The following is a 26120-nucleotide window of genomic DNA, read 5'->3' on the forward strand; positions in this document are numbered from 1 at the left end:
TTTTTGCGCTAAATGTAAATCACGTTAGTATGTGATTTTTTATAGTTTACTATTTATTAAAATTTAAATCATAGTTGTAGATGATTAGTATTACACTTCCTGATGGTTCCGTTCGTCAGTACGACAAAGGGATCACTGCCATGCAGATAGCATTGTCTATCTCCGAAGGCTTAGCACGAAACGTATTAGCTGCCGAAGTAAACGGCGAAGTATGGGATGCGAGCCGCCCAATTGACGCCGATTCATCCGTTAAATTATTAACCTGGAACGATCCTAAGGGTAAAGCAACCTACTGGCACTCGTCGGCGCACTTGCTGGCCGAGGCTTTGGAAGCATTGTACCCCGGCACAAAATTTGGTATCGGTCCGGCTATCGAAACCGGTTTTTATTACGATGTGGATTTCGGCGACAAAACCCTTTCTTCTGACGATTTTAAGCAGATAGAGGATAAGATGATCGAACTGGCTAAAGCCAAGAACGAGTACATCCGCAAGCCGGTGAGCAAAGCTGATGCTATTGCTTACTTTACCGAAAAAGACGATGAATACAAGCTGGACCTGTTAAAGGACCTGCCCGATGGCGCTATAACTTTTTACACACAAGGTAACTTTACCGATCTGTGCCGCGGGCCGCATATTCCCAATACAGGCTTTGTAAAGGCCGCCAAGCTAATGAGTCTTGCCGGTGCCTACTGGCGCGGCGATGAAAGCCGTAAGCAGCTTACACGCATCTATGGGGTTACTTTCCCTAAGGCGAGCGAGCTTACAGAATACCTGCATCTGATTGAGGAAGCCAAAAAACGCGATCACCGTAAATTAGGTAAAGAGTTGGAGCTGTTTGCTTTTAGCGAAAAAGTAGGCATGGGTTTACCTTTGTGGTTACCTAAAGGCACCGCTTTGCGCGAACGCCTGCAAAACTTCCTGCAAAAAGCGCAGGTAAAAGCCGGTTACGAGCAGGTGATGACCCCGCACATCGGGCATAAAAACCTGTATGTAACATCGGGTCACTATGAAAAATACGGCGCGGATTCTTTCCAGCCGATCCGTACCCCGCAGGAAGGGGAGGAGTTCTTCTTAAAACCGATGAACTGCCCGCATCACTGCGAGATCTATAAAACAAAACCGCGTTCGTATAAGGATCTTCCTGTTCGTTTGGCGGAGTTTGGTACCGTGTACCGTTACGAGCAAAGCGGCGAGCTGCATGGCTTAACCCGTGTGCGTGGCTTTACACAGGATGATGCCCACTTATTTTGCCGGCCAGACCAGGTGAAGGAAGAGTTTAAAAAGGTTATTGACCTGGTATTATATGTTTTTAAAGCCTTGGGCTTCGAAAATTATACCGCGCAGGTTTCCCTTCGCGACCCTGAAAATAAAACCAAATATATCGGTACTGATGAGAACTGGGCTCTGGCCGAGTCGTCGATCATAGAAGCTGCTGCCGAAAAAGGTTTAACTACCGTTGTTGAACTGGGCGAGGCCGCGTTCTATGGCCCGAAACTCGATTTTATGGTGAAGGATGCCCTTGGCCGTAAATGGCAATTAGGAACTATCCAGGTAGATTATAACCTGCCGGAGCGTTTCGAGTTGGAATACACAGGTAGCGACAACCAGAAGCACCGCCCGGTAATGATCCACCGTGCACCGTTTGGCTCGATGGAGCGCTTTATTGCCGTATTGATTGAGCATTGCGCTGGTAATTTTCCGCTTTGGTTATCTCCGGAGCAATTTATTATCCTCCCGATATCTGAAAAGTATGAAGATTATGCAAAAAAACTTTCAGATGAGTTAAAAGATTCCGATATTTGCGGGCTGATTGACTTTAGGGATGAAAAGATAGGTCGCAAAATACGCGACGCTGAAGTTAAAAAGATCCCATATATGCTTATCGTGGGCGAAAAAGAAGCAGCCGAAGGGCAGGTTTCGGTTCGTAAACATGGGCAGGGCGATTTGGGAAGCATGAGCATTGAAGAATTAAAACAACAAATAATTAAAGAAATAACAGTATAACTTGGCTTTAAACAAACCTTTCAACAGAGGACCAAGGCTCCCTTTTAAGAAAAAAGAAGCCGAACACAATATCAATCAGTTCATTAGGGCTCAGGAAGTGCGCCTTGTAGGTGACAACGTTGAGCAGGGTATATTCTCGTTAAGAGATGCTTTGGCGATAGCTCAGGAACAGGAACTCGACCTGGTCGAGATCTCCCCGAACGCCAGTCCGCCCGTTTGTAAAGTAACAGACTATAACAAGTTTATTTACGAGCAAAAGAAGAAGCTTAAAGAGATAAAAAGCAACGCCAAGCAAACTGTAATTAAAGAGATCCGTTTCGGGCCTAATACTGATGACCATGATTTCGATTTTAAGTTGAAACATGCCACCAAGTTTTTAGAAGCCGGCGAAAAGGTGAGGGCATACGTGCACTTTAAGGGCCGCGCCATTGTTTATAAAGAACAGGGCGAGATCTTACTGCTGCGTTTTGCACAGGCTTTAGAAGAAGTTGGCAAGGTAGAGCAACTGCCAAAGCTTGAGGGAAAACGGATGTTTTTAACCGTGGCACCAAAGGCGCTCAAAAAATAGAGGCAAGAATTTAGAATCAAGAAGCAAGAGTTTTGTCTTGATTCCTGGCTCTTAACTCTTGTTTCCAAAAGAGAATAAATTAAATACATATATAATAGAGTTATGCCAAAAATGAAAACCAATTCCAGTGCAAAAAAGCGTTTTAAGCTTACTGGAACCGGTAAAATTACCCGTAAAAACGCATACAAAAGCCACATCTTAACCAAGATGTCGACCAAACGTAAACGTAACTTGGGCCACACCAGCTTAGTTTCTAAAGCTGACTCAGGTAACGTTAAACGTATGCTTTGTATCGGAAAGTAATTACACAAATTTTTTAACCAGGTATTAGAGTCGAAAAGCTGCCGCGAGGCACACTCACTACCAAAAACAACAACACATGCCACGTTCAGTTAACGCAGTCGCGTCGAGAAGACGCCGAAAAAGGATCATGATCCTCGCCAAAGGTTATTGGGGATCACGCAGCAAGGTTTATACCGTTGCTAAAAACACAGTAGAAAAAGGTTTACAGTACGCTTACCGTGACCGTAAAACCAAGAAAAGAGAATTCAGAGCTTTATGGATCCAGCGTATCAACGCCGGTGCCCGCCAGCACGGAATTTCTTATTCACAATTAATAGGCAAATTAGCCGCTAAAGAAATCGGTTTAAACCGTAAAGTATTAGCCGATTTAGCCATGAACCATCCAGATGCTTTCAAAGCAGTTATTGATGCAGTGAAATAAGAAGTAATTCTTTAAATATATTAAAAACGGCCTTCGAGTAATCGGAGGCCGTTTTTTGTTTAGGCGAATTTTATATGCTATCTTGTTTAAAACTTAAACCAATGAAAGTCTTAAAAATCATTGTATTAGCGGTGTCACTCGTTTCATTCAAAAACACGACAGCAACGTCCCAGGAGAAATTGGAAAAGAAAACAGTCACTATTACCGTTACTTACGGATATGTGGGCTGCACTTGTGCACAATGGGTTATCAATAACAGCAATATCAACAAACCACAGAGAGAATATATTTATCTGGAGCCAGCGAACGATAAGTTAAAAGATGCTGATAAGCAGGTAGACGGGACGCATGTTTTGAAAGTTAAAATTACCGGACATTTTTATCTGGAAAAAGGCTATCCTGAAAATTATAACCCCGCCAAAGGCAGGGGAGATGCAGCACGGATTTTTAGGTATGATAAAATCAAGATTGTTAGATAAAAACAATTCCACTTGCGCTCATCTGCGACGAGTACTTAGTATGGTTTTCCGCTTTACCCCGATGTCATTCCGAACCGAGGTACGAGGGAGGAATGTTGTTAGATATGCAAAGTGGCGACAAACTTTTCCGCCTTGCTTATCTAACAAGATTTTTCTTCGCCCGTTGGCTCTTTCCTGCACGCTGCTCATCATCTGACAAAGTAGTTTTTTAACTAAGCTCTATAGGCGTTGCCTGCGGCCCGGGCTTTCCGTTGCAAATCCTCGCCAGGCCCCGACAGCGTCCATCGCGGCTGCGGGTTTTCACTGCAATCCCTAACGCACATCGGTACTAATTAAAACATCTCCCGTTAAATAAACATGTAATTTGTAGTCCTCGCTATCGCAGTGCCCTGCTTGTGGCCCGATGCAAGATAACTGACGTGTGTCGTATGCTATCAAAGTGTGATGGACAACCGCGCATAAACCAACTAAAGGCGATAATCCCCTCCACCAGCCCGGTCTGCCCCCTGTTTATTATGGATTTGCCACTCACTGTCAGGTAGTTATAATGATACTTTTACCGCATTATAAACCAATAAATCAAATTTCATGAAAAAACAAATTTTGATCCTGTTTGCCTGTGCATTAAGTTATTTGCTGGCCGGATGTTCTAAAAAAGACAATGTTGCACCCGCCAATGTTGTGCCCGAAGTGCCCGTAACCGAAAATGTTACAGTTAACGCTGTTGGTGCAGCAGGTATTGCCGGGGTAAACTGGGCCGACGGGCGCGATAATTTTGTAGATGGCTGGGTGATCCCATCGGGCCTTACGGCTTCAGATTCCTACACAACAGTTTCGGCAAAGGCCAATGCTGTACTCAGTGGTTTTCAAACCAATATCGCGGGTGCGAACACGGTGCGGTTGCCTATAAACCCGCCAAGTGTGCTGGAATCGTGGTGGGGGGCCTATACCGGCGCTATCGATCGCGCGCTCAGTAAAAATATGAAAGTGATTTTAGGCTGCTGGGAGGGGGCATCTTCTAAAGATGGAATCATTGATAATACTACACAGTTTTGGGCGATGTGGCAAACAGTGGTAAACAAGTATGGCAGCAATAACAACGTGTACTTTGAAGTATTTAACGAGCCGCACGGCTACACACTTGCCCAGCTTACCACCATATATGCCGAATTTTTGACCAGGTACCCCACCGTACCTAAAGGGCGGATAATATTATCCGGTACAGGCTATTCGGAAAATGTTACTGGTGTGGGCGCCGATAGCCGTTTCACAAGCTGCTTGCTGGCCTTGCACAACTACGCCTACTGGGCAACCCGTACTACTGCCGGCTGGGAAGCTGACTGGCGCAGCCGGATGGGGAGCTATAAAAACCGCACGGTTGTTACCGAGTACGGAGCTACCATGACTACAGGTAAGAATTATAACGGCTCGCAATCAGATAACGAAGTGGCTTACATTGTGGGCTCGTGTAATGTGTTCAGAAACGATGGCGTTGCCAGCGTTTACTGGCCCGGTTTGCGCGATGATGATACGTATAGCATACAAAGACGAGGAGGGTCGGGCACCAGTATTACCATGACGACCACCAATGCTTCCGGCGTTTCGAGGATACGATACGGCTGGGGATTGTAACTAATTTTGCTGTAAACTAAAAGAAGCTGTATCACACAAATGATACAGCCTCTTTTAAACTAAGTGCACGCTATTTTAAAGGAGCGCAGGCACGTTATTCTATCTAATAATTATTCCCCTCCGCGTTTGGCCATTGCCTTTGCTTCTCTACTTCATCTCCTGCGGGAGTAGAGGTATTGTCCTGTTCTGCATCAGGCTTAAACTCATCCTGGCTTGCAGCTTCCTGGTAATTAAAGGGCTCTTCTTCTTCTTCAATAATAATACCCTCTATTACATAGGCATCCGGTTCTTCGAAAGTGGAGTAGCCGCCTTCAATGTCCATATATTGTTTAAAGTTACGTACATCGTTATCAACCATGTTTTTAAACACCGGGTTTAAGATGTGTGCAATGCCGCCACCGAAACCGCCAACCGGCGGGCGGTAGGAGATAGTGATATCTACCAAAGTGCCATGCCCATCCGGGTTGTCCTTGAAGCGCACTTTACCTGCATTATCTATCAATGAATCGGGAAGTGAACTCCAACCTATTATATAACCCGGGTCGTCGTGTACAATTTCGGCATCCCAACTCACTGCAGGTACACCCAATGGCAATTTTAGCACCCAATGAGAGCGTTTATCGTCAATCAGTTCCACACTTTTAAGGTGTTTCATAAACAGGGGGAGGTTATCCAGTTTGCGCCAGAAATTATAAACCTCCTGCCTTGGCTTATTGATAAAGTACGACGAACGGATGTTTACGTTCACCGGCTCGGTACTGTTACGGCCCATACCTGAGTATAGCGCGCAATGCCCGGTGATACCGCGGTTAAGCAGGTAGCCGCCAGCGCCAATTTTAATGATGCTTGCAAAGGGACTTTTGAAAATGCCTTTTAGGCCGGACAGCGCCAGTTTAGTGCCGCCGGCTATTGACAGTGTGCGCTCAGCGCTGGATAAATTGATGCTTTCGCCCTGGTCTTTTGCCGGGCCTTTATATCTGTTTATGGTAGCTGTTGTCATATAGGTAATAATTGTTTCCCCATTTAACAGCTACAATAGCCCGAAGTTTGCTTTTAGTTAAATAAAATTCACTTAGTGTAAACAAATTTAAATTTCGACAGGTCGGGGAGGTGCTTTTTAGGGCGTGTTAATTCGTACTGCATAATTACCCGGCCAAGGTTTTTCATAAAGGGCAGGCACGCGGTTTTGTATTCGTATTTATTATCGTTCAGGATGCCGTCCTCGTTGGATTGCACTACGGCGCTCAGCATAAACTCTACCTTGTTTTTAGTATCTATAATGTAAGCGTTATCAATATCGTACCCATACGAATCGCCTATCTTATTGAAGATCCGCACATCGGGGTTTATTACCGCGAGGCTATCGCTGCCATAATAAAGGAACTTGCAGTACGCGGGGTAGTATTCGGGTGGGCTGTAAGTCGGTTTACTGTTTTCCGTCGGGAACATACTCATGTATTTGTAAATGAACTTGTAATCATCTTTTGTGAGATTAAAGCGCTGCGCTGCCGGGAAAGTCTCCGGGAATAATAACCGGCGCAATACCATTTGCTGGTTTTCGATGGTATAAACGTTCAAATTAGCAAAGCTGAAGGGCTGCAGAATGAGGCTGTCTTTACGGTTGAGGTAGCCTTTGCCTTGTATCATATTCTCCAGCGTCATGGGGTAATTAAGGCTGTCGCGCATCAGCGGCTTGCTGTAGAGTAGTTTTTTGCCATCGTAAAAGCTTACCGGGTTGGTATTGCGGGCACTTTCACCACCATCGCCAACGGCTAAACGACCAATAATGCGGGTATTGTTCAATTCATATTTCTTTAGTTTTTTGTTGATCTCGTCGCGGCCAATAAATTCATAAAGGCGGTTGTACGCATCATTATCGCTTACCAGCAGTATTTTTTTGATGTAATTATTAACCGATGGCAGCCCCGTTAGCGACGAGGTATCCGTAAGTACTTTGCTTTGCCCTGTGAAAGCGCTATCTGTGATCATGTCGGCAGCCTTTAGTTTTTTTAGGCCAAGCTCGTTTATTTTCTCCAAGGCGAAGATGGCGGTCGGCAGTTTTACCGTGCTGGCAGGGTAGAAGTATCGATTTGCATTCAGGCGATAACTGTAGGTAGTAAAGTGCGGTACGTTGTTTTTATCGCGGTCTATCTGCGTGTACAGTATCTGCACTTCGTTTTGGGTAGGGTGGTTGAGGATGCCGCTGAAAAGTTCGGGGTGCGATTGAAGCATCTTCTTTAAAAATACCGTGTCTGTTTGTTGTGCCGAGACGGAGATGCCGGTTATTAGCATAAAAAACATCACTAATGCTGGTATTTTGTTAAATTGATCTTGGCAAATGGCCTTAAGTTGAATCATATTATTGTTGAACAGGTATATCGATTTATAGTGGTGAACCGCTCGCAGTGGACTCACCCCGACGGCACTATGTGCGTCGACCCTCTCTGCTTCGCAAAGAGGGTGAGGAGGTGTATTTCACTATAGCGATGGGTTTGAAACCCATCGCTATTTTTTCCAGTATTTTTAACCCTCTTTACCGCAGGTAGAGAGGGTCGAACAGAGTAGGCCCAACTATTGTTGGGAGGGTGAGTCAACCGCCAGTAGTTGTCATACGCTAAATATACACCAAACAAACACATCCCAATAATTTTTCGGATCTATCTATTTTATCAAGAGGCCATTCGGATTTCACCAAATTGCGCTGAGGCAACTGACATAGGGTGTGCCAAAAAAAGTGTTTCATCTTGTTTTGAGTTGAATTTCTATTCTGGTTAAACGCTTTATTGTCAGAAACTTATAAAGATTACTTAACGTACAGGGGTGTTCCAAAGTGTTTCACTAAAAACTGTAAAACGCTGATGGTCAATATTGTTTTAAAAATAAGTGTTCCACATTTAAAAGTGGAACACCCTGCAAAAAAAGGCATGAAAAAAAGCCTCCCAACGTAAGTTGAAAGGCTTTTTAATATGGTGACCTGGGAGAGGATCGAACTCTCGACCCACTGATTAAGAGTCAGTTGCTCTACCGGCTGAGCTACCAAGTCGTTTTTTTCCGGGTTGCAAATATACGCCTTTATGTGATGTTACAAAATGGATTTGTACTTAATACTCTGCCAGCACATTAAACCCTACACCTGCTATACCTTCTTTTTCCCATTTTGCCTGGCTGGTTTCGCGCGATATCACAGCGCTGCTAAACAAACTTGCCGAAAACATAATGCCGTGCCCGCGCGAGTTTTGGATCCATTCCAAGCTTACAAAAAACTTATCCTCCACCACTATAAAATAGGGTTCAAGGTCTACGGCTATTTTTTTGTCGCCTTTTTTTAAGGTAACAAAAATGCTTTGCAGCTGTAGGGGCTTATCGGGCAAACCATCCTTCACCGTGTAAAAGTTAAGACGAAGCTTTACGGAATCGGTGACATCGCCGGCTATTGAAGCGTTGAATTGTTTAAGGTAACTCGGCGCACGTTTTATTTTAATGATGGCACCGATCTCGTTACCCAGCTTATTGCTGGTGAACCCTGCATTGGTAGATTGCGATTTGGTGGTATTACCCAACACCACCTGTTTCCATTTGTGGTTGGTAACACGCACCTCCTTTATTTCGCGCAGATCGGGCTGTAGGCTGATAATTTTATAGGTGCCGTACTCTTTTCTGAAATCGGCAACTAAAAACGATTGCGGGCGATAGCCTATCATCGAAATACGCAAGCTGTCGGCATCACGACCTGTTAAGGAAATACTGTATTTACCCTCCGCGTCAGAAACGGTACCTATCGCCTTGCCAATAATCCCTACGTTAACATAGGGCAGGGGCTGGTTGGTTTTCCCATCTTTTACAATGCCATCAAACACCTGCGCATTGGCAAATAATGCTGTAAAAACAAACAGGACAACAAAACCTAAATATTTCATACTTGCAAGACGGATCAAAACAGAAAATAGTTACGCCAAAGCATACATTTCTTCGCGTTGTTTTTGTACTACATCACTGTTGATGTATTCGTCGTAAGTCATTAGTTTATCTATTACGCCGCCCGGTGTTATCTCAATGATACGGGTTGCAACGGTTTCCACCAGTTCATGATCCCGTGAGGTGAACAGGATAGTGCCACGGAAGTCTTTCAGGCCATTATTAAGCGCTGTGATCGATTCCAGATCGAGGTGGTTGGTTGGTTCATCAAACATCAATAGGTTGGCTTGTTGCAGCATCATACGGCTAAACATGCAGCGCATCTTCTCACCACCCGATAGTACGTTGCTTTTCTTCAACACTTCTTCGCCGCTGAAAAGCATCCGGCCTAAAAAACCGCGGATGAACTGATCGTCCTTTTCGCCTGGCGAATACTCGCGCAACCAGTCGATCAGGTTCATGTCTTTACCCTTAAAGTATTCAGCGTTGTCGATAGGGATATCGGCAGCGTTAATGGTAACCCCCCATTTAAAGGTGCCTTTGTAATCATTGTCGCGGCCGGTTAAAATATCGTACAGGGCCGATGTTGCCAAGCTGTTGTTGGAAAGGATGGCAATTTTATCGCCTTTGTTTACCAACAGGTTTATGTTTGAGAACAACACCTCGCCATTGAGGCTTTTACTCAGCTTCTCAACCTGCAATATCTGGTCGCCTGCCTCGCGGCCAAGATTGTTGAAGATAATGCCCGGATACTTGCGGTTTGATGGTTGGATCTCATCCAGGTTTATTTTATCCAAAGCCTTTTTACGACTGGTAGCTTGTTTTGATTTTGATGCGTTGGCGCTAAAGCGGCGGATAAATTCCTGCAGTTCTTTCACGCGGTCCTCGGTTTTCTTATTCTGGTCGCTGCGTTGTTTCAGCGCCAGTTGGCTCGATTCGTACCAGAATGTGTAGTTACCGGTATAAATGGTCATTTTAGAGAAGTCGATATCCACCACGTGGGTACAAACGGTATCCAGGAAGTGCCTGTCGTGCGATACCACCAAAACAATGGCCTCGTACGATGCCAGGAAATCTTCCAGCCAGGTAACGGTGTGGATATCCAAATCGTTGGTAGGCTCATCCAGCAGCAAAATATCGGGTTTGCCAAATAAAGCCTGCGCTAACAGCACACGTACTTTTTGGGTGTTATCCAGATCTTTTACCAGTTGGTAATGGAATTGCTCTTTAATACCCAAGTTGCTCAGTAGGGTAGCGGCATTGCTTTCTGCGTTCCAGCCATCCATTTCCGCGAACAGGTTTTCCAGTTCGCCGGCGCGTTCGCCGTCGGCATCGGTAAAATCCTCCTTCAGGTAAATGGCGTCTTTTTCCTTCATCACGGCGTACATCTCTTTGTGCCCCATCATAACGGTTTCCAAAACGGTGTACTCATCAAAAGCGTAGTGGTTTTGGCTTAGCACAGCCATGCGTTCACCAGGCGTAAAACTCACCGATCCGCTGCTTGGATCGATCTCTTTTGATAGTATTTTTAAAAAAGTTGACTTACCCGCGCCGTTTGCGCCGATTATACCATAGCAGTTACCCTGTGTAAACTTAAGATTGACGTCTTCGAACAGCGTGCGTTTGCCATAACGAAGGGATAGATTAGAAACCGTGATCATTGCACTTATAATTTCGGCAAAAATACGGTTAAATACTTAATTTATTAGCATGAATATGTGTAGTGTATTGCTAACATGAAGAGATTTTAATGCGTGTGAATAGTACACTTTTAATTTCGATAAAAATTCAGCTAAAAATCCTCGCATTTAGCATAAAAATCATCCGTAGATTGCTAAGAAAAAAGTTTTTTAAGGTTCCTGCTGAAATTCCCCAAAAAGTGATGTTTTGTGTGTAACTTATTACACAAATTACTTTTGATATTGAAAACTAAATGTATTTTTAGGTCGTTATTAAACACATAAACCAATCTACCTTTTTGGAACAGCCTTTGACTTGTAATTGTAAGAGTGTACTTAATTTAAACCGATTTTATTTAAAAGTTATGGGATCTGTGATTATCTGTTTAGTTGTCATCAACATTGTGATGGCCTTGCGCAACAACCAAGAACGAGAAGTATATTAATATCATATAATACACTTTGTGCCCCCAAGCAAGCCCAAAGATCAGCTGAAAATCTCAGTTAGTCTTTGGGTTTCGTTTTCTGCAAGCTTTTGTAACGGGCCCGATGCCATCATTTTCATCAGCATGTTTAAGTTAGCTGTTATGGTAAAGGTGGCTTCTGTATCGGCACCGCTCTCGGCGAGCAGCCATTTCAACTCCATATCGAACGGTGGTTTTTCGGCAGGGATAATGATGATTTCACGATTAGTTATCCGGTGGTGTATTTTGAGGCTTAGCTTAGTGATGTTTTGGATCTCAAAACTCGCCACGTCGGCGTCCGATGTCCAGCCAATCACGTTCTCGGGCATTAGCTTGCCATGATTATTCATATCTGCCAGGAAGGCGTACACATCGCTTACCGGTTTTTTTACCAGCACTTTACTCTCAAATACACTCATGTGTTATTGTCCCCAGGTTGACGGCTCTTCACGCCATTTTTTTAATATTGCTATATCGCTTTCAGAAATATATTGCTTCTCTTGGGCGTACTTCAGTAGAGCGCTGTAGTTAGATAAAGTTACGAACGGACATTTTGCATTTTTAAAATTCTCTTCCGCCAGGTCGAAACCGTAGCTGAATATGGCAGCCAGGCCTGCAACGTTATAACCGGCATCGCGCAGGGCGGCAACAGCCTGTAAGCTGCTTTTACCTGTAGAAATAAGGTCCTCAAGTACCACAACGCGTTTATCGGTTGATATTTCGCCCTCTATTAAGCTGCCTGTGCCATGTTCTTTTGCTTTAGCACGAACATAAATAAACGGCAAACCCAATTCCTGGGCTACCAATGCCCCCTGTGGGATACCCGCGGTAGCTACACCGGCTATACAGCCCACAGCACCAAATTTCTCCTGGATAACAGATGATAATTGCTGCCTGATATAGGTACGGATAGTAGGGAAAGAAAGGGTGATACGGTTATCGCAGTAAATTGGCGATTTCCATCCCGAGGCCCATGTAAAAGGATTATTAGGTTGTAATTTTATTGCTTTAATTTGCAGCAGGAACTCGGCAACCTGCTGTTCGGTCTCACTATTGGTAAACATGGCTCAAAAATACAGAATTTATATTAACGAAAAAGTGATTTTGCTAACCGCTGAGGCGCCTGAGCAAACAGAAAAATTTCAACAGATTGATGCTGAGCATTTTGATCTGAAATTAATTTATCCGTGGGTGGATAATCATCCCGGAGCGTACTTTTATGTGCTGACGGATGACTCGAAGGATTTCCTTAAAAAAGCGACCAAAACGGTTAAGTTGGTAGAGGCTGCGGGCGGTTTGGTGCAGCATGAGGATGGTACCCACTTGTTCATCTATCGGAACGAAAAATGGGACCTGCCCAAAGGAAAAATAGAAAAAGGTGAGAAAACCAAAGTTGCCGCCGTGCGCGAAGTAGAGGAGGAGTGCGGTATCAAGGTAAGCAAGATGGAAGATAAGATCTGCAAAACTTACCACATGTACCAATGGAAAGGCAATACCGTGTTAAAGAAAACACATTGGTATTTAATGAAACATAAAGGCAAAGCCAAATTGGTACCACAAATAGAAGAAGGCATTACCGCCGTGCGCTTTTTTAACCGCGAACAGGTGGCTGCCATTGTAAGCAATACTTTCCCATCTATTATGGATGTATTGGAAAAAGCGGAGCTGATTAAAGAAAGGGAAGTGCCTCTTTAGGCATAAACTGAGTAACATCGCCGTTGTAGCGGATAATTTCGCGTACGATGCTGGAACTGATAGACGAGTAGCCCGGCTTGCTCACAATAAAAATGCTTTCAATTTCGGGCTCCAGGGCGTGGTTCATCTGGGCGATGGCTTTTTCGTATTCAAAATCGCTTACGGTACGTATCCCGCGGATCATATAGTCGGCGCCAATGCTTTTGCAAAAATTTACGGTAAGGCCTTCGTAAGCGATAACATGGATGCGTTCATCATGAGCGAAAACAGCTCGCAGCATATCTTCGCGCTTGCCTACGCTAAGCAGGCCTTGTTTATTGGTATTTACCCCTATACCAATGTAAAGCTTATCAAACAGACTTACGCTCCGTTTTACAATATCCACGTGGGCCTTGGTAACAGGATCGAACGAACCGGGGAAGAGCGCAATTTTCATAAGCGGGATTTACGCAGGCAAATATAAGCGATACTTTATTATCCTTATTTTAATTTTTGTATGAAGCCATAATGCTTTACCAAGGTTTTGCCATCGGGTATTTGGTTAAAGGCCTGGTAAATTACATAAGCCTTATCTTCGTCAATCCCTTTAAATGTGCCGCCGATAACTTTCTGTATTGCGTTGTTCTCTACCTTCAGGGCTACTGTATCGGCAATATTTATGGCCGATTGGTATTTAATGATAGGGTATACGCCTTTGTATTGCTCTTCGCCTAAAAATTGCGGACTGATAGCAAAAACCTTCGGTGCAGTTTTCACCTGCGTTAGACTTACCGGGAATTTATATTTGGTGTTGGCCTCATCGAGCATCTTGTTATAAAAAGGCTGCATTTGAGTTTGCACTTTATAGGTAAGGTACTTATCGCCCGGTGCCCTCAACTCGGCCGCCATAAACATTGTATTAGCTGCATCAATTATACTTCCTTTATTATAAAGCTTTAGTGCCTCGGCGTAATAATCGGGGGCGGTTTTGCCCAAAATAGTATATTCACCAACATGCAGGATGTTTACTTTCCAGCCATCATCATACTTGCCGTAAATAGCCAATATCATACAGTTTACCGAAAGGCCTTTGGGTGCCAGTAGCGAAACGTACATCTCCTTGTTTAATGCCGTATAATTAAGCGTGTAATCGTTATTATTACCCTTGTTGGATGGTAGCACAGTGTTGATGCCGGTAGTGGTGTTTTTCGTGTAATATTCGTCTATAACATCATAATTCGCGGCCTGGAATGACTCGCCTACGGCATTAATGATGGTATCAATTTTTACGCCCGTTTGCGCAAGCAGCGCGGGCGACATTAGTTGTTTCCCTGCCGCTATATCTCTGGCCATAAATGCTTGGAAAAGTTTTTTGTTCAGCGCGTGGATCTCGGTGCGTACGCTCTCGTCTATATGGTCGTTAGCCCAGGTTCGGTTGCCGCCGAGATAGCAGCTTTGAAAAACGATACAGGTTATAAAGGCAAATAAAATGAGGGCAAAGCTTTTTTTCATTACTGAGTTAGATGTGTTTTAAATAAAGGAATGAAAAAAATGCTTTCCGTGCTAATGTTTTAACAAATAATGGGGTCAGGCTTCGATACAGTTTAAAATATCATCCAAACTATAATAGACTTTCAACCCTATACCTTCTGCAAACTTCACATCGCCATCGGCGCCTTTGGATGCGCCTTCAATTCTCAAAATGGCATCACAACGGGTAATTAAGCGGCGGGCAATAGGATAGGAGATCTCTTCATAAATTTCATCACCGGCGTATTTACAACCTGCTTGCTTTAGTAAGGGCAGCGCAAACCATTCGCCAATGATAGGAATATGCCCCGCACGGAATAAGGGTAAAGCAGCTTCTTCCATACGCTGTAAGTTTTGTGCCATCAGAATCGGGTCGTCATTGGTGCCGGAGCGATAGGGGCCTGCAATAAGGATTGTTAAGGATTTTTTCATGATAGTAAATTATTGATCTGTGCGTATTGTAAAAGCATTATGGTCTTGGCATCGCGGATCGCCCCGGTTTTGATCATCGCTAAAGCGTCCGCAAAAGGCAGTTCCATTACCTCTATGTTCTCGTGTTCATCAGCGGCGCCACCGCCTTCGTTCACCTTCATACCGCTGGCGTATTCGGCAACAAAAAAATGAAGGATCTCGGTAACCGAACCGGGCGACATGTACACCTCAAATACCTTTTTTGCCGATGATAATTTATACCCCGTTTCCTCTTCCGTTTCGCGCCTGATGCATTCCTCCGGGTTATCATCATCCAGTAAACCGGCACAGCACTCTATCATCATGCCGTCTTCATTTCCATTAATGTATGTTGGGATCCTAAATTGTTTGGTGAGAATGACTGTACCTTGCAGCTTGTTATAAAGCAGTATGGTAGCGCCGTTACCGCGGTCGTAAGCTTCGCGTACCTGCGTAATGGTGGTGCCATCATTTTGGGTAGCCTCAAAGGTAAGTTTCCTGAGCGTGTACCAGTTATCGGAAAGGATCTCGGTTTTAAGTATATTGATATTTTTCATTTACAAAATGACCAATTATGATTGATATTGATTATATTTGAACAAATTAATGCAAATAAAATGAACTTTCAAAAAAGGAAGCAAAAAATATTGGTGGAGCTGGAAAAGCAGGGCGAAGTAGATATAAAAAAACTGGCTACAGAGCTTGCCATATCAGAGATCACCGCCCGGCGCGACCTAAACCAACTGGCTGCCGACGGTCTGCTTTATCGTACGCACGGAGGGGCCGTTAAAGTAAATCCAAACGAAAAGCCGCATACCTTCGCCAACAAAACCGCGCAGAACGCAGCCGTAAAAGACGCCATTTGCCGCGTAGCCGCAGCGCAGATACAGGATGGCGATATCATTTTTATGGACTGTGGTAGCACCGTTTTCCGCCTGTGCCAGTTCATTAAAAACAAGAGGATAAAGGTAATAACAAACTCGTTGCCTGTAGTTTATGAATTACAGGATAGCGCTGTGAGTCTTAATATTATAGGTGGCGAGCTGGATGCCGAACGGCAGGCCATACACGGCACAACCGCCAATGAGCACATTGCCAAATATCGCGCAACCAAAGCGTTCTTAGGGGTAGATGGGATCTCCCTTAACGGTCTTTTTGCCAACAGTGAGAAAGAGGCGGGTATCACCACCACCTTCGCTACCAATAGCGCTTATACTTATATGCTGTGCGACGCGGCAAAGATCGGTAAGGAAACCTATTTAAACTTTGCCGGGCTCGATCTTATTAATGCCGTCGTCACCAACGCAAGTGCGGATAAACTCGCCGGGTTCGAAGAGCAGGGCATAGCGCTGCTCTTCGAACGATTTTAAATCACAAATGAGTTGTTGCCGGCTTTTAAAGGGTATTGCTTTGCCTTCCACACAAACATTCCTGTTGTTGCTTTTGGTAGGCTGATATTTATCGTCCACTTGCCCTTCTCCAATTTATAACCGGCGGCAACTTTACCGTTAGGGTGCGGAATCTCGCCGCTGATATCGGTAAGCATACCTAAATGCGGTTCTATCTTTACTTTGCTAAAACCCGGCGCATAACTGTCTATCCCTAATACCGTTCTGAAAAACTCAATGTTTGGGCTTGCGCCCCAGGCATGGCAATCTGAGCGGGAGGTGTTTACGTCCGAGTATTCGGCCCAGGTAGTAAGGCCCATGGCCATATTTTCGCGGTAGATGCCCAGCCAATTCATGTAATCGTTGCCCAAACCGGCCTTCACCAACGCCTGGTTCAGGTAATATTTAAAGTAAACCGAGCATTGGGTTAAGCTGGTATCTTTCAATAGGCCATTTGCCACGGCTTGCATGGTAGTGCCGCTAACCATACCGGTTAGTATCGCCAATGAGTTGGCATGTTGCGAGTAAGCTCTTTTTCCTATGTTATCGGCATATAAGTTTTTAGCAGCGACCCAATATTTGCGCTGTATGGTAACTTTTAACTGTGTAGCTTTTTGCTTGTATAGCTTGGTATAATCGGCCAGGCCAATTTTTGCTTCCATGTCTGCCGCCCATTGATATGCTAACAGTAACTGCAGATCGTAAATGGCAGCGCTGCCGTCCTTGCCGTTTATACCGCCGGCCATATTGCCCGCCCAGTCCACAAAGGCCCAATAAGGGGTGTCTTTTAGCGAACCATCCGCCTGTTGGTACTTGCTGAAAAAATCCAGCACGCCGCGTTCGCCAAGGAGTTTGTTACGGATAAAATCGTTGTCGCCGCGGTACATCCAGTAATCGTGCAGCATCCCGATGTACCACAACGAGAATGGAGAGATCACCTGCGTGCCCCTTGAGGGGTAGCAACTGGCGGTGATGCCTTCCGGTAAGCGCGAATGATCCATCTGGTTGAGGGCATTACGCGCCAGCCGGTCGTCGCTGGTGTTGTAGTAGGATACCATGGCTTGGATGCGGGTATCGCCAATGTATTGCAGTTGCTCGTAGTAAGGGCAGTCGGTATAGGTTTCCCAGGCGTTAAGCCTTGCCGTTAGCCAGCCGATATCCAGCATTTTCGTCAATTCGGTATTATCGGTATTTAAAACAGCGGTGCGTTTAAACGGATAACCGGTAAAAGTGCCGTAGAGATCGTCAATAACCAGCGGCTCATCTTTGGTTCTAACGATGAGTCTGATATACCGGTACGTACGAAAGTTTAATGTAGTGAACGATTGCTCCGCGCTCCCGTCTGCTGTAAGGCTGTCTACCCTCGCTACAAATTCTTTTCCTTCCACATCATTACGGTTACCTTTAATAACGCCGTTGCTGCCTTTTTTATAGAGCGATTCCGCATAGCCAAGGGAGATCCCGGCATCCTTGCCACCGCTAAAATTTAAGGTGACGTATGCGTTTGTTAAAAAAGTTTGGTCGAGTATTAAGGTTGCAAATGTGTTTGCCGGAATGGTTACTGGTGCTTTTTCCGCAGGAAATGCAGTCGGCGCGTTTACACTAACGGCATGGCGCACTTTAACGAGGCGTTGGTACACCATATCCCTTGCCGGGAGCGAAGAAGGCACCAACGCCCATTCTATTCCCCAAGCCGTGCCTTTAGCCCTTCCATCGGCCAGTTTCGAGGTCGACGGCCAGGCAGCATCAACAAATGCCGGGGCCGTCCAATCGCCTTTAACAGCCTTATTCATATCTACCATCTCGCCTTTGCTGGCAGCAAAAAAGTAACCCGGAACGGGCTGATGGCCAATATCTCGTATTCCTTTCCAGGTATCATTCGTATTCAGTATTTCCTCTGTTGGTGAATTGCCCTGCAAAATAAAACCTGTACGTACACTGATCTGCGCCGCGGGACTATAATTAGCCTCGTTCCAAACCAGTGCGGCTACGGTGTTTTTTCCCGCCGAGAGATACGGGGCGAGGTCTACCGTTTCATAGTTCCAGTAATAAGTATCGCCGCGCGCGGGGCCCAGCGAAACCAGCTTACCGTTCACATACAGCTTATAGCGGTTATCTGCCGATACGTGCACAACGAAAGAACCCGGCTTTGCAGCCAGTTCAATATTCTTCCTGAAATAGAAAACGCCGTAGCTGGTACCGTTGTCGCCCTGCGCGGCTATCCAGTACGAGTGCCATTGTTTTGGGGCGACAGGTGTACCGGCTGTTTGCGCAACAGAGAATTGAACCGAAAAAACTAATAATAGTAATGTATATAAGGCTCTCATGGAGATTATGAATTGGATTGACAATAATAAGAAAAGATTTGATAAATCGATTTAGCAAAATGAAATATTTTATTTGAATCAGAATTCACAGAATTAGAGGATTTCAGAATAAGAACTCCTATGCAATTTAAAGCCTTTTATTTATAATGCTACTGCGGCTTATTCTCATCTAACCTTACCATGCGTGGCAAAGCATTCTGTGATTCTAAAATTCTGCCAATTCTGATTCAGACAGACAGCTCCGCTGACTTAAAAAAGGAAAAGGAAGAATGCCCGTACTTACGCTGCTCTACAAAAGCAGGGTGGTTGCTCAGATTCTGCATAGATTGGTGCTCCACAATAAGCAAACCATCTGGTTTCAGCAGGTTTTTTGCGAAAACTATTTTGGGGATCTCGGGGATCTTATTGAGGTCGTAAGGCGGGTCGGCAAATATAAGGTCGTATTGCTCGGTTTCCATCTCCAGGTATTTAAATACATCGGCTTTAAAGGTTTGTACCTGGGTTAAGCCGTGCTGGCGGGTGGTATCCTTCAAATAAAAAACACATTGCTGGCTGCGGTCTACACTGGTTACCTGTGCGGCTCCGCGCGAGGCAAATTCCATGGAGATGTTTCCCGTGCCGCTAAAAAGGTCGAGCACGGTGATATCTTCAAACTCTATTTGATTGAGCAGGATATTAAAGAGCGCCTCCTTGGCCATATCGGTGGTTGGGCGTACGGGCAGATTCTTTGGCGGGTTAAGCCGCAGTCCCTTTAGTTTTCCTCCGATGATGCGCATAGCGATAAAGCGGCAAGGCTGAGTATTTTGTGAGGAACAACCTGCTCGGGCAATACAAGTACTTGGGTATCGTTTATTTTCACCTTGCCAAAAAACTCTGCCAGGTAGGTAAAGCTTTTATCAGAGGCATTTACATCGCCGCTAAGCACCAAGGTGAGGCTTTCGGGACTCATTCCCAACTCATCAGCAACAAAGGCGCTGAAATAGGCCAGTTCCTCGTGGTTTTTATAGGGGAACAGGTTGTAAAAACGCAGTTTATCGTAGTTGAAATTCAAAATTTCTACCGTACCGTTCTCAATATTCAGGTAAAGATCGGTGCTGGTGGGGTAGTTGTTGGCAACGGCGATTATCCAGCCTTTTGCCCGGTATACAATGGTTTCATTCTCAAAAACGCCCTGCGCGGCGGAAGCGGTTTGGTCAACCTTGTAAATAATGGTGTTTTTGCTGTCCAGAGGCTGCGCGTAAACACTGTCGGTTTCGGCAACATCCAGCAGGCGGGCAATATTGGCGGCGTACTCGTTATCAAACAATGCCTCGGGCATTAGAGTAAAGGCACCGGATGTTAAGCCGGTAATTACCTGTTTGTAGTTGGCCGTTAAAACCTCCTGTAGTTCCTGGGGATTAGCTAACTCGCCAAGCGGACAATTTTCGGCCCAGGCTAAAAGCTTCTTTTTATAGGCAATAGCGTAACTAAAGCTATGCGGATCAACTTGTAATAACAAATTGTAGTTAGCGGCCTCGTTAAGGCTCAGTTGCTCGTCGGTGTATTTGTAGTTATGCTCGCTCATGCAGGTTTAACAAAAGTAATATTTTTTCGCAGTACTTAATTAAGATACTTATCAGCATTTTTGCGCGTGCCTTCATCAGAACAAATATCCTCTTCCTTCCCGCATCAGCCTAATGCCCAGCAGGCAGAACTGTTTGGTAAGCTGCACCGCTTTCTATTAAGCGATGATGGCGACGAGTGCTTTATCCTGCGTGGTTATGCCGGTACGGGTAAAACAACCGTGGTGGGGGCACTGGTGAATGCATTAAGGAATTATGAATATAAATCCGTACTACTCGCGCCCACGGGCCGTGCTGCCAAGGTGATCACCAATTACAGCGGGCGCAAGGCTTTTACCATTCACAAGCGTATCTACCGCAAAAAATCGGCAGTGAATATGGATGAAGCCTTTAAGCTGAACGACAACCTGCAAACCAACACCCTTTTTATTGTGGATGAGGCCTCCATGATCTCTGATGAGCATAGCGGCTTCAACGGCAGCACCTTATTGCAGGACCTCGTAAGCTACGTGTACAATGGCCGCAATTGCAAATTGATGTTGGTTGGCGATACCGCCCAACTGCCGCCCGTTGGCTCTATAGACAGTCCGGCGCTGGATGCCAAACTGATGAAGGATAAATTCATGATGGCTATCCACGGTTACGAACTAACCGATGTATTACGCCAGCAGCAGGACTCCGGCATCCTATTCAACGTTACCGAAGTGCGCGATATCATCCGCCGCGAAGGAGAGGAATATCCGCAAATTGTTACCGATGGCTTTAAAGACGTGATCCGCATGACCGGCGCCGACCTGGAGGAGGAGTTAAGCACCGTTTATCACAAATACGGTTACGACGGCACGCTCATCATTTGCCGCAGCAACAAAAACGCCAACCAATATAATATGCAGATCCGCAACCGTATTTTAATGCGGGAGGAAGAGCTCACCGGCGGCGATCAGCTGATGATCGTGCGCAACAACTACTTTTGGCTGCAAACCGAGGAGGAGGGCAGCACCGCCTTCATCGCCAATGGCGATATAGTGAAATTGCGCAAGGTGCGCCGCATGGAAGAAATGTACGGTTTCCGTTTCGCGGATGTGCAGCTGGAGTTTATAGATTATGCCGAAGACCCGGTGCTGGATTGCAAGATATTGATAGATACGCTGTATTCTGAAGCGCCCGCGCTAACGCCGGATAAGCAAAAGCAGCTGTACCTGGAGGTGATGAAGGATTATGACCATATCCACAACAAACGCGAAAAACACGAACAATTAAAGCTAAACCCATATTACAACGCCTTGCAGGTGAAATTTGCCTATGCCATTACCTGCCACAAAGCCCAGGGCGGCCAATGGGAAGCCGTTTTTGTAGACCAGGGCTACCGCACCGAAGAAATGGTAAACACCGATTTCCTCCGCTGGTTCTACACCGCCTGCACAAGAGCGACCGAGAAATTGTATTTGGTGAATTTTAATGAGAAGTTTTTTGTTAGTTCATAGATGATGGTTGATAGTTCATAGCAGCGCTCTGGAGGATGTTATGGTAGCTCAATCCGGCTATGAACCATGAACTATCACCCATGAACCAAAATCTATTCCGCCTGCGGCAGCTCTATGGTGAACATACTGCCTTTGCCTTCTACGCTTTGCACGTATATTTTGCCGTTGTGGCTCTCCACTATCTGTTTTACAATACTGAGCCCGATGCCGGTAGATTGCTCGCCGTTTAAGCCGGTACGGCCAGCGCCGCTAAAGCGGTCGAAGATTTTGGGCAGCATCTCTTTTGGGATTCCTAAGCCGTGGTCAATTACTTTGATAATCACACGTTCTTTTATCCTGTTGAGGTAAATCTCCACCTTGTCGTTCTCCTTAGAAAATTTGAGGGCGTTGCTCACCAGGTTATCAATCACCCGTGGGAATTTTTCGTGGTTGATCATCACGTGAACGGCCTTAATGTCGCTATGTAAAACCACTGTATTTTTACCTTTTTGCTGTATGTGCCAGGTGTTTACAATTTCCTGCAGCATTTGGTTAAGTTCGGTACGGCGGGTATCAAAACCAGCCTCACCATCGCTGCGCGCGGCTTCCAGCAGGTCGTCAATAATGGTACGCGCCTTCACGCAGCTTTCGCGCATCATGTTCAGGTTATCCTGGGTATCCTCATCTATATCCTCCAGTTCCATCATCATCGCCAGCGATTCTACTGCGGCAATAGGGTTACGCAGATCGTGCGCAACGGTGCCCAACACCTGGTTCTTAAAGATGTTGGCTTTTTCAATAACCGTATTCTTCTCGCGAATCTCGACGATCTGCAGGTAATAACTTGCCTTGTAGGAGAAAAAATACCGCGACGTTAAAAAGAAACCCGCCAGCAATATCATGGATATCATTTGGTTATAGGTCATCTCGGTAGCATCGGCCTGCGCGTGGAAAAGCAGAATGGTAAACAACAGCTCAATACTCACCAACAACACTACTGTTTCGTAATACTCAAACACAAAAAGTACGCTAACCATACTCAGTGCAAGCAGGTAAAGGGTAAGGGCGTTGCTTGGGTCGGCAGTGGCAATAAAGCTGGAGTACATGCCGCAGATGACGATATAAAGCGAAAATGAAAATACGAACAACGCCATCCCTGCAGATCCTCGTTTGGTTTCCCGAAACCTGTTGACAAGCAGGTGGCTGGTTAGGTAAAAGAAAGGCGTAATAATAATATAGATCCAATTGGTAAAACTAAATTCGGGGAAGTTTTGGGCCTTTGTTAAGCTTTCCGGGAAGATGTGATAAAGGATCCTGAGGATGAGGTTCAGTATCAGGAAAATAAAACTTGCGGTACGCACGCCCAGCAAATTCTGATACGTGTAATAATTGCGATAAGCATTACCATACCTGGCCGGCAGTTTAGAAAAAAAATGAGTATCCAAGATTAAATTAGTAAGGGTTCCCCAAAAGTACCATTTTGTAATCAAAAATAATATTTTTCCGTTTAAAGCAATACAATATGGCCGATTATGAGCATAGTGGTTGCCAAAATGACCGACCGCAACAAATTTCAATGTCAAATTTTCCTGAACGCATCCGTGGCAATAGTTTTGAGCTTACCTTGATACCATGAATTTCAACAATTTTACCATAAAAGCACAGGAGGCCGTGCAAAAGGCATCCGAAATAGCAACCGGCAACCAGCAGCAGGCCATAGAGACCGCGCACCTGCTAAAAGGGCTGCTTTTGGTTGATGAAAACGTAATAACCTACCTGCTTAAAAAGCTAAACGTTAACTTAAACCGGTTAAACGAAACGCTCGACGCGCAGATCGCATCGTTCCCAAAAGTGAGTGGGAGCAATGTATATCTGTCCTCAGCAGTGAACGGCGCTTTACAAAAAGCGCAATCATATCTTAAAGAATTTAAAGACGAATTTGTATCGGTGGAGCATTTATTGCTGGGCGTATTAGCTGCCGGCGATAAAACGGCATCGACATTAAAAGATTTCGGCGTAAACGAAAAAGACCTGAAAAAGGCTATAGTTGAACTACGCGGCGATAATAAAGGTACCGACCAAAACGCCGAAGCCACCTACAACGCGCTTAACAAATACGCCCGCGATCTGAACGAGTACGCCGAAAGCGGCAAGCTCGACCCGGTGATCGGCCGCGACGAGGAGATCCGCCGCGTGATCCAGATCTTATCGCGCCGTACCAAAAACAACCCGATACTGGTTGGTGAGCCCGGCGTTGGTAAAACCGCCATTGCCGAGGGTATTGCCTTCCGCATCATCAAAGGAGATGTGCCCGAAAGCCTGAAAACCAAAACCGTTTTCTCGCTGGATATGGGCGCTCTGATAGCCGGTGCCAAGTATAAAGGTGAGTTTGAAGAACGCCTTAAAGCTGTTATTAAAGAAGTTATCCAGAGCGATGGGGAGATCATCCTTTTCATCGATGAGATCCATACCCTGGTTGGTGCTGGCGGTGGCGAAGGTGCCATGGATGCGGCTAATATATTAAAACCGGCCTTAGCCCGTGGCGAATTAAGGGCCATTGGCGCAACCACGCTAAACGAATATCAAAAATATGTAGAGAAAGACAAAGCGCTCGAGCGTCGTTTCCAAAAGGTGATGGTGGGCGAGCCGGACACTGCCGATGCCATTTCTATTTTGCGTGGCTTAAAGGAGCGTTACGAGGCACACCACAAGGTACGCATTCGCGATGAGGCTATTATTGCTTCGGTAGAGATGTCGCAACGCTATATATCCGACAGGTTTTTGCCGGACAAAGCTATCGACCTGATGGACGAAGCAGCCTCTAAACTGCGTTTGGAAATGGATTCGGTACCGGAAGCGGTAGACGAATTGGAGCGCCGCATAATGCAATTGGAAATTGAGCGCGAGGCTATTAAACGCGAGAAAGACGACCGAAAGGTTGCTGAACTGAGCGAAGAAATTGCTAACCTGTCCGCCCAGCGCGATTCGCTGCGTGCCAAATGGCAGGGCGAAAAGGATATTGTGGATGGCATTAACCAAAAGGTTGAGCAGATAGAGAATTACAAGCTGGAAGCTGAGCAGGCAGAACGTGCGGGCGATTACGGTAAAGTAGCCGAACTGCGCTACGGTACCATTGTGCAGGCCCAGCAGGAAGTTGAAAAACTAAAAGCTGCCCTTGCCGAAAACGACGACGACAGCCGGATGCTGAAAGAGGAAGTTACTGCCGACGATATTGCCGGTGTGGTAAGCCGCTGGACAGGTATCCCGGTGAGCAAAATGATCCAGAGTGAGCGCGAAAAGCTGCTGCACCTGGAAGAAGAACTGCACAAACGCGTAGCGGGGCAGGAGGAAGCCATAGAGGCCATCAGTGATGCTATTCGCCGTAGCCGTGCCGGTTTACAGGATAAACGCAAGCCAATAGGTTCGTTCATTTTCCTGGGCACTACGGGCGTTGGTAAAACGGAACTGGCCAAGGCTTTAGCCGAGTATTTGTTTAACGATGAAAACTCGCTGGTGCGGATAGATATGAGCGAGTACCAGGAACGACACTCGGTATCGCGGTTGATAGGAGCGCCTCCGGGTTATGTTGGGTATGATGAAGGCGGGCAGTTAACCGAAGCTGTACGCCGCAAACCGTATAGCGTGGTATTGCTGGATGAAATAGAGAAGGCTCACCCCGATGTATTCAATATTCTGCTGCAGGTTTTGGATGACGGACATCTGACCGATAACAAAGGCCGTGTGGTGAATTTTAAAAACACCATCATCATCATGACCTCCAACATCGGCTCCAATATTATCCAGGAGAATTTCCAGGATCTGGAGGACAAGAACCGCGACGAGGTGATCGCCAAAACGAAGAGCGACCTGTTCAACGTATTACGCTCCACCATTCGTCCTGAGTTTTTGAACCGGATAGATGAGATCATCATGTTTACCCCGCTTAGTCGCGACGAGATAACCGACATTGTGAAACTGCAGTTTAAACAATTGCAAAACACATTGGCCGAACTGGGCATCACCATAGAAGCATCCGAAGAAGCTTTAGACTGGCTGGCGCAGTTAGGTTACGATCCGCAATTTGGCGCAAGGCCATTGAAAAGGGTGATACAGAAAAAGATAATGAACGAACTGTCGAAACAGATCCTATCCGGTGCGGTAGATCGCGACAGCAAAATAAAACTGGATATGTTTGATAACAACTTTGTGTTTATGAATTCCTGAGGCGGAGTTGTAAGTGGTAAATAGTGAGTGGTGAG

At 45.5% G+C, this 26120-nt stretch carries 24 protein-coding genes and 1 tRNA gene; 10 read left to right on the forward strand and 15 right to left on the reverse strand.

The genetic code is table 11. The features are described from left to right. The first annotated feature begins 80 nt into the window (after positions 1–80). The 6 genes from thrS (at position 81) to ABIX36_RS05830 (ending at position 5409) form a co-directional block, all read left to right on the forward strand. Complete coding sequence (gene thrS / locus ABIX36_RS05805) at positions 81–2006, forward strand: threonine--tRNA ligase (RefSeq protein WP_348081217.1); 1926 nt, start codon at positions 81–83, stop codon at positions 2004–2006. A 1-nt stretch (position 2007) separates the two neighbouring features. After that, a complete protein-coding gene (gene infC, locus ABIX36_RS05810) occupies positions 2008–2574 on the forward strand; it encodes a translation initiation factor IF-3 (RefSeq protein WP_128535115.1) in 567 nt (188 codons plus the stop codon). Positions 2575–2676: 102 nt separating this feature from the next. Next, a complete protein-coding gene (gene rpmI / locus ABIX36_RS05815) occupies positions 2677–2877 on the forward strand; it encodes a 50S ribosomal protein L35 (protein WP_128535116.1) in 201 nt (66 codons plus the stop codon). Between the two features lie 76 nt (positions 2878–2953). After that, positions 2954–3298 (forward strand): 50S ribosomal protein L20, encoded by a 345-nt coding sequence (rplT, locus tag ABIX36_RS05820; RefSeq protein ID WP_128535117.1) that lies wholly within the window; start codon positions 2954–2956, stop codon positions 3296–3298. A 101-nt stretch (positions 3299–3399) separates the two neighbouring features. Continuing rightward, a complete protein-coding gene (locus tag ABIX36_RS05825; protein ID WP_348081218.1) occupies positions 3400–3777 on the forward strand; it encodes a hypothetical protein in 378 nt (125 codons plus the stop codon). 588 nt (positions 3778–4365) lie between these two features. Next, on the forward strand, positions 4366–5409 hold the full coding sequence (locus tag ABIX36_RS05830) for a cellulase family glycosylhydrolase (protein ID WP_348081219.1): 1044 nt from the start codon (positions 4366–4368) through the stop codon (positions 5407–5409). A 103-nt stretch (positions 5410–5512) separates the two neighbouring features. Here ABIX36_RS05830 and ABIX36_RS05835 read toward each other — a convergent pair whose 3' ends face one another. From ABIX36_RS05835 to pyrE, 7 genes are all read right to left on the reverse strand, one after another. Continuing rightward, a complete protein-coding gene (locus ABIX36_RS05835; RefSeq protein ID WP_348081220.1) occupies positions 5513–6409 on the reverse strand; it encodes an SRPBCC family protein in 897 nt (298 codons plus the stop codon). Positions 6410–6477: 68 nt separating this feature from the next. Beyond that, on the reverse strand, positions 6478–7767 hold the full coding sequence (locus ABIX36_RS05840; RefSeq protein WP_348081221.1) for a serine hydrolase: 1290 nt from the start codon (positions 7765–7767) through the stop codon (positions 6478–6480). A gap of 609 nt (positions 7768–8376) precedes the next feature. Beyond that, positions 8377–8452: transfer RNA gene (locus ABIX36_RS05845), tRNA-Lys, on the reverse strand. A gap of 58 nt (positions 8453–8510) precedes the next feature. Next, positions 8511–9326 carry a carboxypeptidase-like regulatory domain-containing protein gene (locus ABIX36_RS05850; protein WP_348081222.1) on the reverse strand — a complete coding sequence of 272 codons (816 nt, stop codon included), beginning with the start codon at positions 9324–9326 and terminating at the stop codon, positions 8511–8513. A 30-nt stretch (positions 9327–9356) separates the two neighbouring features. Beyond that, a complete protein-coding gene (locus ABIX36_RS05855) occupies positions 9357–10985 on the reverse strand; it encodes an ATP-binding cassette domain-containing protein (protein ID WP_348081223.1) in 1629 nt (542 codons plus the stop codon). 505 nt (positions 10986–11490) lie between these two features. Then, a complete protein-coding gene (locus ABIX36_RS05860; protein WP_348081224.1) occupies positions 11491–11886 on the reverse strand; it encodes an SRPBCC family protein in 396 nt (131 codons plus the stop codon). Between the two features lie 3 nt (positions 11887–11889). Beyond that, the gene (gene pyrE / locus ABIX36_RS05865) at positions 11890–12531 is read right to left on the reverse strand and encodes an orotate phosphoribosyltransferase (protein WP_348081225.1); all 642 of its coding nucleotides are present in this window, start codon (positions 12529–12531) and stop codon (positions 11890–11892) included. Between pyrE and ABIX36_RS05870 the strand changes: the two genes are divergently transcribed. Beyond that, positions 12530–13162, forward strand: coding sequence for an NUDIX domain-containing protein (locus ABIX36_RS05870; protein ID WP_348081226.1), 633 nt, complete (start codon positions 12530–12532; stop codon positions 13160–13162). The two genes, pyrE and ABIX36_RS05870, sit on opposite strands and share 2 nt — an antisense overlap. Here ABIX36_RS05870 and coaD read toward each other — a convergent pair. From coaD to nudK, 4 genes are all read right to left on the reverse strand, one after another. After that, positions 13137–13598 carry a pantetheine-phosphate adenylyltransferase gene (gene coaD, locus ABIX36_RS05875; RefSeq protein WP_128534952.1) on the reverse strand — a complete coding sequence of 154 codons (462 nt, stop codon included), beginning with the start codon at positions 13596–13598 and terminating at the stop codon, positions 13137–13139. The genes ABIX36_RS05870 and coaD overlap by 26 nt on opposite strands. A 44-nt stretch (positions 13599–13642) precedes the next feature. After that, positions 13643–14653 carry a hypothetical protein gene (locus ABIX36_RS05880; RefSeq protein WP_348081227.1) on the reverse strand — a complete coding sequence of 337 codons (1011 nt, stop codon included), beginning with the start codon at positions 14651–14653 and terminating at the stop codon, positions 13643–13645. A 75-nt stretch (positions 14654–14728) separates the two neighbouring features. Next, on the reverse strand, positions 14729–15103 hold the full coding sequence (locus ABIX36_RS05885; protein WP_348081228.1) for a DUF4406 domain-containing protein: 375 nt from the start codon (positions 15101–15103) through the stop codon (positions 14729–14731). Then, entirely contained in the window at positions 15100–15678 is a 579-nt protein-coding gene (gene nudK / locus ABIX36_RS05890) for a GDP-mannose pyrophosphatase NudK (RefSeq protein WP_348081229.1), read from the reverse strand. The genes ABIX36_RS05885 and nudK overlap by 4 nt, the downstream gene beginning before the upstream one ends. Positions 15679–15738: 60 nt before the next feature. Here nudK and ABIX36_RS05895 point away from each other — a divergent pair, with 60 nt between their 5' ends. Continuing rightward, positions 15739–16491: a DeoR/GlpR family DNA-binding transcription regulator gene (locus ABIX36_RS05895; RefSeq protein ID WP_348081230.1), complete on the forward strand. Its 753-nt coding sequence runs from the start codon at positions 15739–15741 to the stop codon at positions 16489–16491. On the opposite strand, the gene ABIX36_RS05900 is transcribed toward ABIX36_RS05895, so the two are convergent. From ABIX36_RS05900 to ABIX36_RS05910, 3 genes are all read right to left on the reverse strand, one after another. After that, positions 16488–18836, reverse strand: coding sequence for an alpha-L-rhamnosidase C-terminal domain-containing protein (locus tag ABIX36_RS05900; RefSeq protein ID WP_348081231.1), 2349 nt, complete (start codon positions 18834–18836; stop codon positions 16488–16490). The genes ABIX36_RS05895 and ABIX36_RS05900 overlap by 4 nt on opposite strands. 227 nt (positions 18837–19063) lie before the next feature. Further along, positions 19064–19612, reverse strand: coding sequence for a 16S rRNA (guanine(966)-N(2))-methyltransferase RsmD (rsmD, locus tag ABIX36_RS05905; RefSeq protein WP_348081232.1), 549 nt, complete (start codon positions 19610–19612; stop codon positions 19064–19066). Then, the gene (locus tag ABIX36_RS05910) at positions 19588–20400 is read right to left on the reverse strand and encodes a DUF3822 family protein (RefSeq protein ID WP_348081233.1); all 813 of its coding nucleotides are present in this window, start codon (positions 20398–20400) and stop codon (positions 19588–19590) included. The genes rsmD and ABIX36_RS05910 overlap by 25 nt, the downstream gene beginning before the upstream one ends. A gap of 66 nt (positions 20401–20466) precedes the next feature. Here ABIX36_RS05910 and ABIX36_RS05915 point away from each other — a divergent pair, with 66 nt between their 5' ends. Beyond that, a complete protein-coding gene (locus ABIX36_RS05915; protein ID WP_348081234.1) occupies positions 20467–21882 on the forward strand; it encodes an AAA family ATPase in 1416 nt (471 codons plus the stop codon). Positions 21883–21974: 92 nt separating this feature from the next. On the opposite strand, the gene ABIX36_RS05920 is transcribed toward ABIX36_RS05915, so the two are convergent. Next, positions 21975–23306: a HAMP domain-containing sensor histidine kinase gene (locus ABIX36_RS05920; protein ID WP_348081235.1), complete on the reverse strand. Its 1332-nt coding sequence runs from the start codon at positions 23304–23306 to the stop codon at positions 21975–21977. Positions 23307–23493: 187 nt separating this feature from the next. Here ABIX36_RS05920 and clpB point away from each other — a divergent pair, with 187 nt between their 5' ends. After that, the gene (gene clpB, locus ABIX36_RS05925) at positions 23494–26085 is read left to right on the forward strand and encodes an ATP-dependent chaperone ClpB (protein ID WP_348081236.1); all 2592 of its coding nucleotides are present in this window, start codon (positions 23494–23496) and stop codon (positions 26083–26085) included. The last annotated feature ends 35 nt before the right edge of the window (positions 26086–26120 follow it).

The organism is Mucilaginibacter sp. (genome assembly GCF_039925265.1).
Classification (GTDB): Bacteria; Bacteroidota; Bacteroidia; order Sphingobacteriales; family Sphingobacteriaceae; genus Mucilaginibacter.

Coding starts and splice junctions, on each gene's coding strand:
- ABIX36_RS05900 (WP_348081231.1), bottom strand. CDS start 18,836: ATGAGAGCCTTATATACATTACTATTATTAGTTTTTTCGGTTCAATTC.
- ABIX36_RS05835 (WP_348081220.1), bottom strand. CDS start 6,409: ATGACAACAGCTACCATAAACAGATATAAAGGCCCGGCAAAAGACCAG.
- ABIX36_RS05840 (WP_348081221.1), bottom strand. CDS start 7,767: ATGATTCAACTTAAGGCCATTTGCCAAGATCAATTTAACAAAATACCA.
- rplT (WP_128535117.1), top strand. CDS start 2,954: ATGCCACGTTCAGTTAACGCAGTCGCGTCGAGAAGACGCCGAAAAAGG.
- ABIX36_RS05850 (WP_348081222.1), bottom strand. CDS start 9,326: ATGAAATATTTAGGTTTTGTTGTCCTGTTTGTTTTTACAGCATTATTT.
- ABIX36_RS05910 (WP_348081233.1), bottom strand. CDS start 20,400: ATGAGCGAGCATAACTACAAATACACCGACGAGCAACTGAGCCTTAAC.
- ABIX36_RS05860 (WP_348081224.1), bottom strand. CDS start 11,886: ATGAGTGTATTTGAGAGTAAAGTGCTGGTAAAAAAACCGGTAAGCGAT.
- pyrE (WP_348081225.1), bottom strand. CDS start 12,531: ATGTTTACCAATAGTGAGACCGAACAGCAGGTTGCCGAGTTCCTGCTG.
- thrS (WP_348081217.1), top strand. CDS start 81: ATGATTAGTATTACACTTCCTGATGGTTCCGTTCGTCAGTACGACAAA.
- coaD (WP_128534952.1), bottom strand. CDS start 13,598: ATGAAAATTGCGCTCTTCCCCGGTTCGTTCGATCCTGTTACCAAGGCC.
- rpmI (WP_128535116.1), top strand. CDS start 2,677: ATGCCAAAAATGAAAACCAATTCCAGTGCAAAAAAGCGTTTTAAGCTT.
- ABIX36_RS05825 (WP_348081218.1), top strand. CDS start 3,400: ATGAAAGTCTTAAAAATCATTGTATTAGCGGTGTCACTCGTTTCATTC.
- ABIX36_RS05855 (WP_348081223.1), bottom strand. CDS start 10,985: ATGATCACGGTTTCTAATCTATCCCTTCGTTATGGCAAACGCACGCTG.
- clpB (WP_348081236.1), top strand. CDS start 23,494: ATGAATTTCAACAATTTTACCATAAAAGCACAGGAGGCCGTGCAAAAG.
- ABIX36_RS05870 (WP_348081226.1), top strand. CDS start 12,530: ATGGCTCAAAAATACAGAATTTATATTAACGAAAAAGTGATTTTGCTA.
- ABIX36_RS05880 (WP_348081227.1), bottom strand. CDS start 14,653: ATGAAAAAAAGCTTTGCCCTCATTTTATTTGCCTTTATAACCTGTATC.
- ABIX36_RS05895 (WP_348081230.1), top strand. CDS start 15,739: ATGAACTTTCAAAAAAGGAAGCAAAAAATATTGGTGGAGCTGGAAAAG.
- ABIX36_RS05885 (WP_348081228.1), bottom strand. CDS start 15,103: ATGAAAAAATCCTTAACAATCCTTATTGCAGGCCCCTATCGCTCCGGC.
- rsmD (WP_348081232.1), bottom strand. CDS start 19,612: ATGCGCATCATCGGAGGAAAACTAAAGGGACTGCGGCTTAACCCGCCA.
- nudK (WP_348081229.1), bottom strand. CDS start 15,678: ATGAAAAATATCAATATACTTAAAACCGAGATCCTTTCCGATAACTGG.
- ABIX36_RS05830 (WP_348081219.1), top strand. CDS start 4,366: ATGAAAAAACAAATTTTGATCCTGTTTGCCTGTGCATTAAGTTATTTG.